Raw genomic sequence first — 16,348 nt, 5'->3', positions numbered from 1 at the left:
CAACACTTGGTGATAAAACACCAATTAACTATGAGAAATTACAGAATGAAGTGTCCGGTTGGACTTGACCAGAATAGTTGGCACCGCCTGCTAAATCAAAACAAATAAACGGGATTTTCCCCGCGCCATTGGTTGAAATGCCGCAGCTGGCTTTTAATGCCTCAAGGTCGGGGGAGAGGGCGGCATGCGCCTGATTTGGACTAGCAAATAAGCCTAAAATTGAGCCCGCGCATAACGTACCAACCCCTGCGGCAAAGCCTTGGGCGATGAAATCACGGCGGCTAATTGGCTTCGAGTGCGAGTTATGTAATAACGGTGCATCTGGCGATAGTGGTTGTTTAGACCGGGCCTGTTTAAACTTAGTCATGACGGCTCTCTTATTGCAATAGGGTAATAGCACTACCGACCACAGCGGCGCAGTTTGCTTTGATTATGGTTAAGGTGCGTTGATTATTACAATCGCTTGGATTACTACACAGGCTTAATTTATCGGTTAATAACTCAAGCTCTTGTTTAACCTCGGCTCGACTTGCCTGATTGTCTAAGCCTGTCGCGATAGCCTGTGTCAGTAATGGATTAATGATTAAATCCTTACCACCGCTGGTAAAAGCATCACTGGGCACTTGGTTAAAGTTAAAGCTTGGGAAGTAGTTAGCTCGCGCACTAGGATCATCAACTAACGCGCTACAATACTTAATCGCCAGTTGACTGATTGCCATCTGATTAGAGGCTAAAAAGCCGTTAATATCTGTGGTTGAAGGCAGTTGCTGTCTTAACTTATCGTAGGTTGGTTTAACCTCGGTGTTTTGCGGTGAAACCCCAGTAATTTGCGCCATACTGCGGTTAATTTCACTAAACAGCCGAATACCAAGACGCGATTGTTCTTCAACGTCAGCTGGGGTTGTCGGCGCAGTAACTACAGCATCGACGCGAACGTGTTGATGCGTACCGAGCTGCTCGAAGGTTAAGAAAAACTCATCGAGTTCACTGCCATGCTCAAGTGGGATTAACGTGCCTAAGCCAGAGATTGGCTGACCACTGCCGCTGGTGTAGCTATCAGCGTTTAAGGTGAGCTCGAGCTTATCAAAGGCTTGTCCAATGCTTGGCTCTGCGCCATTGATGCCAATTCTCATGTTTTTAACCGCAATGCCTTGTGGCGCGGCATTGGGGTCGAGGCTAATAAAAAACGGCTGTTTAAATAAGTAGCTATAGTTATCAAATTGACTGACTTCAAACACAATATAGCTTTGTGCCACCGACGTTAACTCACTGACACCAAATAATAAATAAAAGCGTTCACCGACACCGACACTGTGGTTTTGGCGGATTTGCTCAGGCGCTAACGCACGGTTGTGAATGGCTAACATTCGAATGCTGCCAAGCCATGGAAACTCCCCCGAAACCTCATTACCCAGCACCAAGGCAAAAGTAGGGTCCCACTCGGCTAATGAACCGGGAGTGACGTCATCCTCATCGCCCGTATGCTGACCATTTACAAAAATTTGCCGACCGTTAATTGGATCATAGTTAATCACGACATGTTGTAATGAGGCCTGTAGCACTTCAGCGTCTGGGTTGGTGGATAAAGCGGGCAAGCCATTAACGTTCGTTTCAGCGGTGCGCAACAAATGATCGTAGTTATACAGCGTTTGACCAAGAGTGACGTTGCGGCTGTCTTTGCCGCCCGAGTAGCTCACAATACGTGCCGGACCTTCTTGTGTAACATTGGCTGGGGTGACCCATGCTTCAATTGAATACTCTCCCGTTGCACTGATCAAATCATAGAGCTTTTTACTGCTCGAGGTAGAGCCCTGCGCGCGACCGCCATTTAAATGAATACCCCAGCCGCCGACCCAAGACACGTCTCCGTTAAACTGTAAGTCTAACGCTGGTGAAATACCGCTGGTATCAAACGCGGTTTGGCCGCTGCCTGCTTTAAATTGATATTTTGCGATAACATGTTGCTCAAAACGGCTACCGCCACTAGCGACAATGCCCTCTGGCAGGGTCAATGCTTTACTGTGCACAACATCATCGGCAAGGGTGGTGGTCGGCACTTGCTGTGCTAGCGCATTAACTGCATCAAGCATGCTTTGGCCATTTGCACGGCAATCACTCCAACAGTTATGAAACTCATCTGTTAAACGCGCCACTAAGCGGGATAATTGCGGATTATTGAGATCAAGCTTAGTTGCTGCCGCTTGATAGGCGATATCAACATCGGCTTCAGCAAAATAGGGTGATATTGGAAATTGTGCGCTACTAGCGTGACAATCACTGCAATAGGTTTGAGTGAGAGGATGCACAGTCGTGGCAAAGGCACTGCTATTATCAGGCAGGCGTTTATTGCTACCGGGGCTTTTATCAATAGGCGCAATCAGCTGAATGACATTACTTTGTTGTTCAACGTCTAGCCAATTGGTTAACCAAGTCGTTAAGATATCACTACAAGCACTGTCACTACTCAGCCAGCAATTATGACCATTAGCGACCTTTTCAATCAATAGTGACTGCTCTGGCTGTTGTTTATTAATGATTGCGCTAACCGCGCCATAAGCTAGGTTCACATCATCTGTACGAGCAAATTGCGGATTTTGTCCGCTTTGGTTGTGGCAAGCGCCACATTTATCCTCGCCAACTACGTTGTCCCACAGCTGATTTTTAAATTGCTGAATATCTGCCGTCTGGGCTGTTGGGCCATTATAAACAAAGGGGCCAGTGGTTGTTGGCGGCGGCTCTGGTGTTTCGGTAACAGTCGATTCACCGCCACAGGCACTTAACAGCAAAACGGATAATGGAAGCAGTAACGAGAGTCTCATGGCTAGCTTCCTTTGCAATAGTTAGCGGCTGATGAAAACAGTGGCTTAATTTGATAGTGCCTAGTTTTAAACTCGCTAACCATGGTGGCAACTTGTTGGCGGTCTTGGGCGTTATCAGGCTCGCGTAAACATACATTATTAAACACTTTCTTCGCCTGACACTGGGCAAAGGCTTCACTGTTGGCTAATTCTTGCCCTAATGATTTTGCGCCATGGCCTTGGGCCGGCAGGGTGGTGTTCCACCCTTGGTTGGCATTGACGCCGCTGCGCCAATAGTTTGTCCACTGATCGTTGTCAGTAATAAAGCCGTACTTAAAGTTATTGCTATTGATATGATATTTAGCGTCAACTCGCGTGCCTGTTTGCGAGTCGATAACTCCCGCTTGGTTGTAACTTAGCTGGCCATTATCGCCATCTGGGTCTGAGTCACTATCGTAATCATAATTGTAATAGGCATAGGCTTGGGCGAGTGGGTCCATGCCGGAATGACACCCCGAACAAGAGTTCATAAACAAGCGGCTATCACCCCCAGGGCTGCGACTGACGTCTTGGCGGATACGGTCGGGCGAGCGGGTGGTGTCTTTAAGGGCTTCAAGATCGGTGCATAAATGATTGATTAAGGTAAAGCGCAGCATGGCACGGTTGGTACCGTCTTTAAAAAAACTTTTGGCGGCCGCTCGGCTGGTGACAACCCCTGCGGTGGCTGCCGCTGGAATAGCAGAGAGTTGAGATTGTGTTTGCGCTTGTAAAACATCTTTTAAATCGATACCGATGGCTTCAAGGGCGGCATAATGGCCATTGTTGCTCGCCGAATAAGCGGGTACATTGGCTGTGTCATTGGCGATATAGACAATGTCACCGGATAACACTTCTCTAAAATCAACGTCATCACGCACCATACCAATCACTGTGGCTGTGTAATCATTGAGCGGGACAAAGATATCCGCATCGCGGTTAGTCCATGGCGCAGACCAATTTTTTAAGGTGATGTTATAGAAGCTTGGGTTTTCCATCGCAAGGTAGGCAGCGGCTTCGCTGTTGTTTTGCTCAATGTATTGCGCCATGTGCGATAAGACGGTTTCATCAGGGGCGATACCGGTTAAGCGAATGTGCATGGTCGTGGCTTGATCCCGCTCATTTGCAGCACTAAAGTATGAGGTGGTAACTCCGAAATAGCATAAAATAAGCAGTATCAGTACTTTTTTTATGCTGTTATTGTCAGCGAAGTGTTTGTAATTTCTCACGTCCGAGTCGCTCCTGAGCGTCAATAAACTCAGTCAAATCACTTTGACTGATGACTTGCAATTATCAACGGTATCTTTATTATGAATGTGTTCAATATAGTGTATTATGTTCTGGATTGAAAGTTATCTCATGTGGGTTTGTTAACTTATTTAATTGATTAATAGATATTTTAATATTCTTTTTTTTATTAATGTTCCGTTAAGCTTAAGTCGGGCTTAATGGCCAGTTTTATGATGGATTATGACTGAGTGAAACACCATTACTTAACTTTTTTGTGCTTAGTTTTCCTTATTGGCTGTGGTGGTCAAAGTGAGGTTAGTGAGCAATCTATAGACAAAGATCCCGTTGTAGAATTGGTGCCTATTTCCTACGTAAAAAGGACTAGTTTTAATGACGAGGCAGTCTTAGGCCGTACCGTTGGTCAACTCACTGCTTTTCAGCCAGGTGCCGCGCTTTTTTATCAAGCAAGTCCAAACCAGCAACCAGTCAATATATCTGATCGCGCATTTTTTAACGCCGACCAAGCCGTTACTCCTTATGATGTTAAAGATGTTGAGGCCTCATACGACGGCAAGTTTTTGTTATTTAGCTTGCGCGCGCCAAACATCGACGGTGTGGATGATGATCAACAACCGAGCTGGAATATTTGGCAATATGAAATAAGCAGCCAGACGCTAACTCGCGTCATTCAATCTGACTTAGTGGCCGAGCAAGGCCACGATACTTCCCCTTATTATTTACCTGATGGGCGCATTGTCTTTAGTTCAACGCGCCAAGCGGGCAACAAATCAATCTTACTTGATGAAGGAAAAGCGCAATATAGCGCGTTAGATGATAATCGAGACCAGTTCTCTTCTGTTTTACATGTAATGGCTAACGATGGCAGCAATATCACGCAAATTTCATATCATCAGGGGCATGATTTTGATCCTGTGGTACTGAGTAATGGCAAGATAGTTTTCAGTCGCTGGGAGCAACGAGGTTTAAATAGCGGCGTTTCATTGTATCAAATAGACTCCGATGGCAAGGGGCTCGAGCTATTGTATGGGCGTCATTCGCATCAGCAAGCCGACCCTGATGTACAATTTATTCAGCCACGAGAAATGCCCGATGGCAAATTATTGGTGGGGCTGAGAACATTTGAGCAAACTAACCACAGTTTTGATTTTGTTTTGATTGATACGCAACACTATATTGATAGTAATCAGCTGGTGGACAGCACTCAAGAGATAGAAAGCACAGGAAATGAACAAGGTAGTGAGGTGATTGAAAGTGCTGCCCAAGCTCCAGCGTTATTTGCAGCAAGCCCACTTAATGGTGCTATCACACTCCAAGGCCAGTTTAACCGAGCAATTCCCTTATATGACGGTTCAGAGCGCTTGATCATTGGCTGGAGCCAGTGTCGTGTTGTTGATCCAAGTGATGCAAATAATCTGTTGCCCTGTACTGAAACCTTGCTTGCTAACCCCGAAGTTCAAGCTGCACCTGAGCTCTTTGGTTATTGGCTTTATGATCGCCAAAGCAATACCCAAACACCATTGGTATTGGCAGAAGAAGGGATTTATTTACAAGAAATTGTTGCCCTTGATGATAAGCCTTATCCACAATCCACCCAAACCTCGTCATTAACGACGGAGTTACTTGCGTTAGAGCAAGCTAAGATGGCGATTGTTGATATTCGCAGTGTCTATGATTTTTCTGGTCAAGATATAGCAAGCCCTAATTTAACGACATTATCCAACCCATCCCTAACGACACGTGACGATCGCCCGGCGCAATTTGTTCGGATTATTAAAGCCGTGTCTATCCCCGATGATCAAGTGCTTGATTTTAACAACCGCGCATTTGGACGCAGCCGCGCGCAATCGATGCGGGATATATTGGGGTATGCACCTGTTGAACCTGATGGGTCGGTGCGCTTTAAGATGCCAGCGAATATGGCTTTTTCTCTTGAAATATTAGATGCAGCGGGCAAGCGCTTATCTTCACGTCATGAAAGTTGGCTGCAATTAGCGCCCGGAGAAGAGCGTCAATGTAATGGTTGTCACACTGCGCAAAGTACCTTGTCTCATGGGTTGATAGGACGGGGTATTGACTCTATAAACCTTGGCGCTGCCAGTAACGGGCCATTTACTGGCAGTAATGATACGATTTCTGCGCAAATGAATGAAACGATGGCACAAGCCCGTGCTCGTGTGATGGGGCTAAATCCATTATCACCAAGCCTCGACTATGTTGATGTGTGGAGTGATAGTACTAACCGAGAGGTTGATAACGCTACATCATTATCTTATGACCAGCTGCTAACCGCCGCCCCGATCAGTGATAACTGCCGTGATGATTGGCAAAATCATTGTCGCATCTCAATTCACTTCCCTATGCATATTCAGCCGCTATTTGATCTTGACCGCGCGGTGCTTGATGACGATGGTGAGACTCTGCTTGCACAAAACCGCTGCACCAGTTGCCATAGCACCAGCGACGATGATGGGCTGGTGCGAGTTCCTGACGCACAACTCGATTTAAGGGCTGACCCTTCCACCGATGATACTTTTTTTACCACTGCTTATCGTGAGCTGTTGTTTAATGACAACGAACAAGAAATTGTTGAAGGTATTTTGCTTGATAAGTTAGTGGAAGTAGTGGATGAGGCGGGAAACCCCGTATTGGAAACCGATGAAAATGGTGAGTTTATTTTAGACAGTGAAGGGCAACCCATTGTGGTCATGCAAACCGTTAGAGTACGTGCGCCGTTGTCATTGGCCGGTGCGAGTCGTAATAATGACTTTTTCGCATTATTTGCTGATGGTGGCAGTCACGAACATCGCTTGAATCAAAGCGAGTTACGACTGATAGCTGAATGGCTCGATATTGGCGCGCAATATTATAACGATCCCTTTGCAGTGAGCACTCAATAAAATGAAACAAACAACTTCAAGACTAACGATTTCTTTATTGTTTGGTGCAGCGCTTGCTGTCAGTCGCATTACCTGTGCGCAACAAGTTAATGACGTTGAGTTTTCGGGAGAGCTTCAGCATGAGCCTTACTATCAAGTAGAAGTAATAGCGCCATTTATTGAGCTTCGTTCAGGACCTGCTAGCGGTTACCCTATTTTTCATGTGGCTGAACAAGGCGAAAAGCTCTCAGTAGTTACCCAGCGAACGAGTTGGTATAAAGTTATCACAATAGAGGGCGTCAGTGGTTGGGTATCGGTGTTGGCATTACAGCAAGCGCAAGAAGGCAACACAAAGGAGCTGGTCAGTGAGTATGGCCTTGCAGCATCAACTCCTTTTGAGCAGCGCACAATGGAGTTTGGCATTCATGGCGGTGTGCTTGAGGGAGTTTCAGCGCTTGGTGCTCAAGTGAGTTGGCAATTTACCCCAACGTTAGCGGCATCACTTCATTATGATCAAGCGCTAGGGGATGTCTCTGAAAATAGAATTGCCAGTGTTTCACTGTCTCACCAGCCGTTTAAAGAGTGGGCCTATTCGCCATATTTTGCGATAGGTGCAGGAGTTATTGATACCAAGCCTAGAAGCCCTTTGATTGGTTCTGGCGATGAAAGTCGTCGCTCTGATGCTTTTACGTTTAGTGTTGGGGTCAAAAAACACGTCATGAGAAATTTTATTATCTCAATTGAATACAAAAATATTTCCGCGCTAACCAAGCGTGATGAAACAGAGGAATTAGAACAGTGGACCACAGGTTTTTCAGTATACTTCTAGCCGTTGCGACCTTGCTATTGCCATTAACGGCAGTAGCCAATACGGACTTAGAGACCAAGACTAATGCGATTAATCGGGCGGCAAATAAAGTAGTGAGTGAGCCGGTGATTGACCCGAAAATAGCGCGGCGTCAGGTTGACGAGTCGCTCATTGATGTCGACGACTTTGAGATTGGTATTTTTGCGGGAATAATGAATATCGAAGATTTTGGCAGTAATTCGCTGCAAGGTGCTTCACTTTCATATCATATTAATGAAAATATCTTCGCGAAAGCGCACTATGGCCAGTCAACGGCGGGGCAAACCAGTTTTGAGCGATTAAGTGGTGGCTCGCAATTGCTAACCGATGAGCAACGAGAACTCAGTTTCTATGATGTGTCTTTGGGCTACAACTTCAACGGTGAAACATTTATTAGTCAGCGCACCGTATTTAATTCATCACTGTATTTAATGTTAGGGTTCGGTAGCACCGAGTTTGCAGGCGATAATCGTTTCACGGTCAATGTGGGCGCAGGTTATCGGGTGATTTTATCGGATAATTTTATTGTTCATGTTGATATGACCGATCATATTTTTGATAACGATGTGCTTGGCGTTGAAAAGACCACGCATAACTTAGCTTTTACTGCAGGCGTTAGCCTGTTTTTTTAAACCGCTTTAATAAGATTTTGGAGCAATGATGCGTATGTTTAAAATAGTTACTCAATTAATGGCGGCATTGATGGTGTTAATGGTTAGCGCGGCCAATGCGAGCGAAGAGAAAACTATGGCTCAAGATTTCACCCTAAAATCGCTATCGGGTGAAAACCTGCGCTTACAAGAAATGCGTGGTGATGTCATCTTAGTTAACTTCTGGGCGACATGGTGCGGTCCATGTCGTAAAGAAATGCCTTATTTAGATGAATTACATCAAGAGTTTGCTGATTTAGGTTTTAGTGTTTTAGGCGTTAATGTTGAACAAGACAGTAATCTCGCGACAGATTTTATTAACGAGCTAGAGGTCAGTTTTCCCGTGTTGTTTGATAATAAACAACAGGTTAGTGAACTCTATAAGGTTGATGCGATGCCAATGACGGTAATGATTGACCGTAATGGTTACCAGCGAGTCCTGCACCGCGGCTATGTCGATGGCGATGAAGAAATTTACCGTAAAATCATTAAGGAGCTGATCCGTGAGTAAATCGCTGAATACCCGTTTAAAGTCATTTTTAGTGGTGTTGGTATTGCCCACGTTGTTTGCCTGTCAAAATACCTTAAAGCCATGGGTAAAACCGTATGAGCGCAATAACTTAACGTTAGCGGTCATGGACTGGGAGCTCGACCCCATCGCTAACGGTTATCGTCATCATGTCTATCAAGCCCGCGAAGGAGCTAGGGGAGCAGAGGGTGGCTCGGGAGGCGGTTGTGGCTGTAACTAAGCTATTGGCTGCTGCAACGACACTTGTTGTGCTGTTGTTAGTCATTCTGACGGGGTCGTTAGTGCCGATTAGTGTCAGCAAAGCTGCGGTATTGCCCAAAGATCGCGCTGATGTGATGTATCACAGCTATCAAGGTGGCGGTATGTCTATTGATGGGCCATCGATTTTAATTCGTAAAAAAATGAGCAAGAACATATCAGCATCTTTTAATCATTATGTCGATACGGTGAGTAGTGCCTCTATTGATGTATTGGCTACCGCCAGCCCTTATAAAGAAGAGCGTTCGGAACAATCTCTTGGCCTTAACTATTTACAAGATAATACGCTGATTAGCGTCGGTGTCAGTCAATCGAATGAAAATGACTATCAGGCCAAGAGTTTTAATTTTGATTTAAGCCATGAATTTTTCGGTAATTTAACGACTGTCACCATGGGGCTTTCCAAGGGTAGTGATGAAATCACGCTTAATGGCAATGACAACTTTTTTGAGCAAGCCGAGCAAACCAACTATCGCTTGGGTTTGAGTCAGATTCTCACTAAAAATTTTCAGATGGGCTTGAATCTAGAAGCCATCACCAATCAAGGTTATTTAAATAATCCTTACCGGCGTTACCGTTATTTAGATGACGCATCGGCAAGTGGTTATAGTTACGCAACAGAGATTTATCCCAATACTCGCACCAGCACCGCAGGGGCTATTCGCGGTCGGTATTTCTTACCTTATAACGCGGCGGTGTATGCCAGCGCACGTTTATTTTCTGATACTTGGGGTATTCAAGCCAATAATTACACCGTAGGTTATAGCCAAAGCTTTGCTGATAATTGGTTGATTGATGTTCATCTGCGTTATTACCAACAAGATCAGGCGGATTTTTATCAAGATATGTTTGAGCGTAAAGATCAGTTTAACTTTATGGCGCGCGATAAAGAGATGAGTAGCTTTAATGATTTAACGGTTGGGATCAAAGGGCGTTATTTATTTAAATTTGCGCGCACATCGTGGGCGCAAGCAAGTTCGGTTAATGTATCCCTTGAGCATATCAAGTTTGATTATGACAATTTTCACAATGTCCTTGTTACTGCACCGCAAGGCGTTGGTACAGAACCTTTGTATCAATTTTCAGCGAATGTCATCCGATTTTATGTGTCATTGTGGTATTAAGGAATAAATCATGAAGTTTATCTATGTAGCATTAGTGATGGTGTTAACGCTCAGTGGCGTGCAAGCGCAGCAAAGGCAAAGCATTAATCAAGAAATCCAAGCCTTAAAACGTCAGGTTATCGCTTTAAATCGTGACTTATATATTTTAGAAGAAGACTTATTGTTCCCAACGAATACCCAAGTGGCGGTGTATCTATCTATGGATATCGGCAAGTTCTTTGAGCTTGATGCCATTGAGTTAAAAGTTGATGGTCAAACAGTGACTCATTACCTATATACCGAAAAACAAATCGCCTCGCTCAAAAAAGGGGGGGTGCAGCGGCTTTACCTTGGTAATGTCAGTCAGGGTGACCATCAAGTGACAGCAATTATACGTGGTATTGGGCCCAATCAACGTGAATATAAACTTGGCGCGAGTGATACTTTTACTAAAGATAAAAAAGCGTTGTCAGTTGAGTTAACCATACGTGACTCGCTAGAAAAAGAGCAGCCGATTGTTGAAATGGTTAGACATTAACACATGATTTATCAGCGATTGTTAACTCGCCCACGAACTATTGTGTGTGCAATATTAAGCCCAATACTATTTAGCGTAACAGGGGCTGTGGCTGCTGCACAATCACAAGTCGAGCATCACATCAGTGATCTTGATTATGGGGTCGCCTTATATCATTACTATCAGGGTAATCACGAGCAAGCGCTGACAGAGCTGGCAATTATTGAAAAACAACGAACCATTAAGCATCAAGGCTTAGCACCAGAGCTGGTAAAGGGGGGAATGAGTTTGTCTTATGGTTTGTATGAGCAAGCCAATAGCATTTTTACACAATTGTTATCTGCGCAAGGTGACACTTCCATTCAAGCTGATGCGTGGTTTTATAGCGGTCAATTACATTATCAAGAAGCCAATTGGCTTGCTGCTACGCGGGCTTTCTCTAAGGTAAGCTCAAAACTATCAAATAAACATCGCGATGAGTTTTATTATTTTAAAGCGCAACTTGCGCTTAAATCCCTCGATTTTGAGCAGTATCAGCAATATAAGCAATTAATTTCTGATAGTAGTAGTCATGAGCCGCAGGAACTAAATCCTGCACATCATTATCACCAATATCTTGATCATAACCACCTGTTACAAAAGATCAGTGCCAAGCAATTAACCTTTGCCGATTTAACCTTGTCCATCTCAGGAACAAACCCTGAAATGATAGCCCTAGCTGATCGCAGCTATTTAGCCATGGGTTATGCGTTTATCGAGCAAGGTAATAGCCATGCCGCGATTAATGCTTTTAAGCAAGTTTCTCTCGACTCCTATTTATTTGATCCCGCTATCTTAGGTTATGCATGGGCTCTAAGCAGCTTAGGTCTTCATGGGCAGGCCCAAAGCATATTAAATAAACTGACTTCAAAACCAGAGCTTAACGTTTATGTGCAAGAAGCACTTTTAGCCCAAGCCTATGCCAGTGAACAACTTGGCGATGAGCAGGGCGCAGTCATAAAGCTAACCAGTGCCTTAAAGCGGTTTAAACAACAACAGGAGCAATTAGAGGTCATGCAAGGGTTGTTAACTCGCGGGCACGCTTGTTACAACGCTATGATTTTGAAAAAAACTGTCGCTGATTGTAATGCATCGCAGCAATTTAACGATTTGGCGCTGATTGAACTATTAAGTGATACGCGGTTTTCCACTTATCAAGCACAGTTACAGCAAGTTAACCAATTAAAGCAGCAATTTAAGCAACAACGCGACAAACTTGAAATTTATCAGCAAATGTTAATTGAAAAGAAACATACTGCTCAAGCGCGCTTAGGCAACATTGAATTAGCCACCTTAAAAACACAGGTTGTACGTTTGAGCGAGCAACGAGATAGTTTGGTTTCGCGGATTCATGCTGCCAAAGGGGAAGACGATGGCGAATTCTTTTTACCCGCAGCACAAGTTGCCCACCAACAAAAAGTGACGCAAGCACTAGATACGCTTGCCTTGCTTAAAAGTAAGGGGCACGACGTTACTGAGCAAGCGCGTAGGCTGTCGTTTATACAGCGATTGGCGCTGTGGCAGCAAGACTATGATTATGCGCTTAACGTCAATACTACTATGCAGTTGCTTAAACAACTTAATGCGGAGTTATCGCAGCTCTTAACTAGCTATCAACAATTGGCAAAGCATGTTGCACAGGTTGCGAATATCGATGCTGAGTTAAAACAAATAGGTAGATTACAGGACAATATAAACCAACAATTTCGTCACAGTGCCGCTATTTCTGAGCGCATCGAGCAAGAGTTCGCTGTGGCGCTATCTGATTATTTCACGCAGAGACAACAGCAACTGCAGCATAATATTGCAGCGGCAAAGCTTGCGGTAGTACAAATGCAGGATGTGGCTTATAGACCGGATGATATCGGAGACGCCAATGAATAGCCGCATTAATAAGCTTATTTTGGTCAGTTTATTGAGTTTTCTCATACTTAGTTGTAGTCAATGGCAAGAACAAAGCCGCATTGATGTGAGGCCAACCTTAGCAGATATTGAATTAACCGTGAGTCCACAGGTTAAAACCACGCTTGTTAAGCCTAGCATTGCCATGCTGATTAAGGACTATCGCGAGTTAATTGCTCTTAGTTCTGAACCTGTGATTAAAGAACAACTGAATTACCGTTTGGCGCAACTGTTATTGATTGAAAACGAGCAAGCGCAAGAAAGTGGCGATCGCCTGAGTCATCAGGCTGCGGGCTATTATGATGATGCAATCAACGCTTTTAATACCTTTTTAGTGGATTATCCTAGTAGCAGCCAACGTGAACACTTACTTTATCAATTAGCCAAAGCGTATGAATTACAGGGTGAAAGTGAGTTGAGCTTTCAAACGGTGACTACGCTGACCACTGAATTTCCAGCGACCCGTTATGGCCAAGAGCTTTACTTTAGGCGGGGTGAATACTTGTTCGCTGCCAATCGCTATCGTGCCGCGGCGCGGTCATATCAGCAGGTAATAACAGGGGATATTAATTCACCATTTTATCAAACCGCACTTTATATGCTGGCATGGGCTGAATTTAAGCGAGAAAATCATTCGCAAGCGCTACTGCACTTTACCCACTTGCTTGATATTAGTTTGCCACAACGAGCGACAACTGACATTGAGGTTGCTGCGTTACCAGTAGCAACAAGACGTATGGTGCAAGATAGTTTACGGGTGATGGGGCTGATCTTTTCAGATGGCTCTGCCAATGGTGTTGCAGTTGAGAGTGGCGCACAGGCCTTGGCGCAGCATTTTGAACGCGTCGGCCCGCGCTATTATGAATATTTAAATTATCAGCATTTAGCCATGGGGTATCTTAAACATAAACGTTATCGCGATAGCGCCGAAACCTATGGCGAGTTTGTCAAACGTTACCCTACCCACGTCAAGTCACCACACTTTATGGTCAGTAAAATAGAGACCTATCAGCGTGGGCGTTTTGCTGCGTTAGCGAATAATGAAAAGCGTCAGTTTGTCGCTGACTATGGAATTAATGGCCCTTACTGGCGCATTTGGTCTGGGCAAGATAAAACGCCGTTAATGCCTAAACTTAAAACGTATTTAGTGGAGTTCGCTGAGCAGAGTTACCGTATTGCTCAGGATAAAAAACAACAAGGATATTCGCAAAGAAGTATGCGAGGCAGCAAAAATCAAGCCGATGTGACGGCGCTTTATGCTGACGCCGCGCGCTGGTTTCTAGAATATCAACACACATTTAACGATAGCGCTAAAATGAACTTTCTTTATGCCGAGAGCCTTTTTGCCAGTGGTCAATATTCACAGGCGATTGACGCATATTTAACCTTTGCTTATCAACGTGATGGAACCAAGGTGGCTGATACCCCCCTTAACAGCCAAAACGATGAAGCGTTATATCAAACCAATAGCAAACGCGCTGATGCCGCTTATGCTGCACTATTGGCTTATGATAAGGTATTGCAGCAAGTTAGTAATCATACAGCTAAAGTTAGCGCGTCTCAGATGAGAACCATCACAAGTGATAACGAAGCGATAGATTGGTTGCAAGCATACGAGTTAAGTGCGCAGCAGTTTATCGACACTTTCGCCGACGATGAACGTAGTTTGGCGGTGTTGTCACTACTTATGCATCAACGATTTAATGGCGAGCGCTTTATTGTGGCGATGGATAGCGCTCGTCAACTCTTGAATTGGCCGCATGAAGTGGCAGGCGCGCAGCAGCTGGATGCGCGAATGATTATCGCGCATAGTCAATTTAATCTTCAAGATTATCAGCATGCAACGGCGAGCTATCAACAAGTATTGAGTATGCTCAAACACAATGATCCGCGACTAACGAGCATTACCGAAAACTATGCGGCAAGTCTATTTAAACAAGCTGAGCAGCACATTGAGGCGGGGCGCTTAGCCCAAGGAACTGAGTTGTTTATTCGCGTGATTGAGCAAGCGCCAACTAGCTCAGTTCGTAAATTAGCCCAGTTTAATGCGGCGCAAAACCTTTATCAGCTCAATGAATTAGCCCGAGCTACCCACTATCTAATCGACTTTCGTCAGCGCTTTACCACAGATAAGCTAGCCAAAGATATTGAAACGCAGCTAATTAGTATTTACGTGGAGGAAAACAAATGGGCAGAAGCCGCTAGTGAGTATCTTATGTTGGTTAATAAGTTAAATGATAAAACCTTGCAACAGCAACCATTGTTCATGGCCGCGAGCTATTTTGAAAAAGCGGGTGACATTGAACTAGCGCGGCTCAGCTATCGGCGCTATGCTCATGCCTATTCACAACCGTTTTCTCGTGCCATTGAAGTGCGCTTTACGCTTAGTGAAATATATCGAGAAAGTGGTGAGCAATCGAAACGACGTTTTTGGTTACGAAAGTTACTCAATCTACATGACAACACTCCCGAGCAAGTAACAAGCCGTTCAACAGCACTGGCGGCGATGAGCGCGATGGTCTTTGCTAGAGATGCGCAGGCTGAATTTGATCGAATTAAGTTAACATTACCGCTGCGTAAAAGCTTACAACGTAAAAAGCGCAGCTTAACTAACGCGCTTAAAGCGTATCAAAAAGCGGCTTCGTATAACTTGGCCAAATATACTACCGAATCAACCTTTCAGATGGCGCAAATCTATCGTCAACTAGCCCAAGATTTACTGAACTCTTCCCGCCCCAGTGGTCTTGATGAGCTGGCGCTAGCGCAATATGAGATTTTGTTAGAAGAGCAAGCATATCCATTTGAGGATAAAGCCATTGCGATTTTAGAAAGCAATACTCAGCTTAGTTGGCAGGGATTATATGATGAATGGGTCAAGCAAAGCTTTGCAACGTTGTCGGAGCTGATGCCTGGTCGGTATAATAAACAAGAAACCTTTGCTACAACTTCAGCGCTAGATGGACTTTATTAATCTAGCAACCCTGAATTGGCGATAAGATAAAGAAGAGGGCAGTGATGAGAGACATGAAAAGTAAAATATGGCTAATTGCGATACTGATAAACTCTTTGGGTCTTACTCATGCCGTTATGGCGCAGCCAACCAACAAGCAATCAAGTAAAGTGGAGATTGCTAAAGAGTCAGTGATTACCATAGAAACAACCATAGTTGGCACGAAAGAAAAACCGACATTCTTATCGATTGTGCCATGGCGAGTTTTACCTGATGCACGCCACGGCGTTGTTGAATTACGTCGTCAACTGCAGCAACAGTTAACCCCAATTGAGCCGAATGAGCTACGTAACCAATTAAAGCTGCAGAGTAAGCTTGGGCAAAAAGAGAGATTGCCGAGTGAATAAATTGAAAATAGAGTCGATTTTTAAACGAATATCACCCTCGGTGAATATTTTGTAGCCAAACAAATGAACTTTGTTGTATTTACACTTTACAAACTTAAATGAAGTCACTAATATGCGCTTCACCAGCTGCGGAGAGATGGCAGAGTGGTCGAATGCACCGGTCTTGAAAACCGGCATGGGTTAAT

General features: G+C 44.5%; 13 protein-coding genes. 10 read left to right on the top strand and 3 right to left on the bottom strand.

The features are described 5' to 3' along the window. Window positions 1-28: 28 nt before the first annotated feature. Genes Q8W26_RS17155 through Q8W26_RS17145 form a run of 3 tightly spaced genes read right to left on the bottom strand, consistent with a single transcriptional unit; the run spans window position 29 to window position 4,063 of the window. Window positions 29-367: a twin-arginine translocation signal domain-containing protein gene (locus tag Q8W26_RS17155; protein WP_370694294.1), complete on the bottom strand. Its 339-nt coding sequence runs from the start codon at window positions 365-367 to the stop codon at window positions 29-31. A gap of 10 nt (window positions 368-377) precedes the next feature. After that, window positions 378-2,819, bottom strand: a complete 2,442-nt coding sequence (locus tag Q8W26_RS17150; protein ID WP_101215908.1) for a LamG domain-containing protein — start codon at window positions 2,817-2,819, stop codon at window positions 378-380. A gap of 2 nt (window positions 2,820-2,821) precedes the next feature. Beyond that, entirely contained in the window at window positions 2,822-4,063 is a 1,242-nt protein-coding gene (locus Q8W26_RS17145; protein ID WP_305473836.1) for a hypothetical protein, read from the bottom strand. A gap of 249 nt (window positions 4,064-4,312) precedes the next feature. Between Q8W26_RS17145 and Q8W26_RS17140 the strand changes: the two genes are divergently transcribed. The 10 genes from Q8W26_RS17140 (at window position 4,313) to Q8W26_RS17095 (ending at window position 16,163) form a co-directional block, all read left to right on the top strand. After that, complete coding sequence (locus Q8W26_RS17140) at window positions 4,313-6,982, top strand: hypothetical protein (protein WP_305473835.1); 2,670 nt, start codon at window positions 4,313-4,315, stop codon at window positions 6,980-6,982. Between the two features lie 67 nt (window positions 6,983-7,049). Beyond that, a complete protein-coding gene (locus Q8W26_RS17135; RefSeq protein ID WP_370694295.1) occupies window positions 7,050-7,790 on the top strand; it encodes an SH3 domain-containing protein in 741 nt (246 codons plus the stop codon). Further along, on the top strand, window positions 7,760-8,440 hold the full coding sequence (locus tag Q8W26_RS17130) for an outer membrane beta-barrel domain-containing protein (RefSeq protein ID WP_101215910.1): 681 nt from the start codon (window positions 7,760-7,762) through the stop codon (window positions 8,438-8,440). The genes Q8W26_RS17135 and Q8W26_RS17130 overlap by 31 nt, the downstream gene beginning before the upstream one ends. A gap of 34 nt (window positions 8,441-8,474) precedes the next feature. Beyond that, complete coding sequence (locus Q8W26_RS17125) at window positions 8,475-8,969, top strand: TlpA disulfide reductase family protein (protein ID WP_305473834.1); 495 nt, start codon at window positions 8,475-8,477, stop codon at window positions 8,967-8,969. Beyond that, on the top strand, window positions 8,962-9,207 hold the full coding sequence (locus tag Q8W26_RS17120; protein WP_101215912.1) for a DUF4266 domain-containing protein: 246 nt from the start codon (window positions 8,962-8,964) through the stop codon (window positions 9,205-9,207). Before Q8W26_RS17125 ends, Q8W26_RS17120 begins: the two co-directional genes overlap by 8 nt. Continuing rightward, the gene (locus Q8W26_RS17115; protein WP_305473833.1) at window positions 9,194-10,369 is read left to right on the top strand and encodes a DUF3570 domain-containing protein; all 1,176 of its coding nucleotides are present in this window, start codon (window positions 9,194-9,196) and stop codon (window positions 10,367-10,369) included. Before Q8W26_RS17120 ends, Q8W26_RS17115 begins: the two co-directional genes overlap by 14 nt. 10 nt (window positions 10,370-10,379) lie before the next feature. Further along, entirely contained in the window at window positions 10,380-10,886 is a 507-nt protein-coding gene (locus Q8W26_RS17110; protein ID WP_101215914.1) for a hypothetical protein, read from the top strand. A 3-nt stretch (window positions 10,887-10,889) separates the two neighbouring features. Next, on the top strand, window positions 10,890-12,788 hold the full coding sequence (locus Q8W26_RS17105; RefSeq protein WP_101215915.1) for a hypothetical protein: 1,899 nt from the start codon (window positions 10,890-10,892) through the stop codon (window positions 12,786-12,788). Continuing rightward, window positions 12,781-15,777, top strand: a complete 2,997-nt coding sequence (locus Q8W26_RS17100; RefSeq protein WP_305473831.1) for a tetratricopeptide repeat protein — start codon at window positions 12,781-12,783, stop codon at window positions 15,775-15,777. The genes Q8W26_RS17105 and Q8W26_RS17100 overlap by 8 nt, the downstream gene beginning before the upstream one ends. A 53-nt stretch (window positions 15,778-15,830) precedes the next feature. Next, the gene (locus Q8W26_RS17095; RefSeq protein ID WP_153071546.1) at window positions 15,831-16,163 is read left to right on the top strand and encodes a hypothetical protein; all 333 of its coding nucleotides are present in this window, start codon (window positions 15,831-15,833) and stop codon (window positions 16,161-16,163) included. The last annotated feature ends 185 nt before the right edge of the window (window positions 16,164-16,348 follow it).

It is taken from the genome of Psychrobium sp. 1_MG-2023 (assembly GCF_030689115.1).
Classification (GTDB): domain Bacteria; phylum Pseudomonadota; class Gammaproteobacteria; order Enterobacterales; family Psychrobiaceae; genus Psychrobium.
Note: the sequence above shows the minus strand (reverse complement) of the source record. Positions and strands in the feature narration are given on the sequence as shown.

Coding starts and splice junctions, on each gene's coding strand:
- Q8W26_RS17155 (WP_370694294.1), bottom strand. CDS start 367: ATGACTAAGTTTAAACAGGCCCGGTCTAAACAACCACTATCGCCAGAT.
- Q8W26_RS17100 (WP_305473831.1), top strand. CDS start 12,781: ATGAATAGCCGCATTAATAAGCTTATTTTGGTCAGTTTATTGAGTTTT.
- Q8W26_RS17105 (WP_101215915.1), top strand. CDS start 10,890: ATGATTTATCAGCGATTGTTAACTCGCCCACGAACTATTGTGTGTGCA.
- Q8W26_RS17110 (WP_101215914.1), top strand. CDS start 10,380: ATGAAGTTTATCTATGTAGCATTAGTGATGGTGTTAACGCTCAGTGGC.
- Q8W26_RS17125 (WP_305473834.1), top strand. CDS start 8,475: ATGTTTAAAATAGTTACTCAATTAATGGCGGCATTGATGGTGTTAATG.
- Q8W26_RS17095 (WP_153071546.1), top strand. CDS start 15,831: ATGAAAAGTAAAATATGGCTAATTGCGATACTGATAAACTCTTTGGGT.
- Q8W26_RS17150 (WP_101215908.1), bottom strand. CDS start 2,819: ATGAGACTCTCGTTACTGCTTCCATTATCCGTTTTGCTGTTAAGTGCC.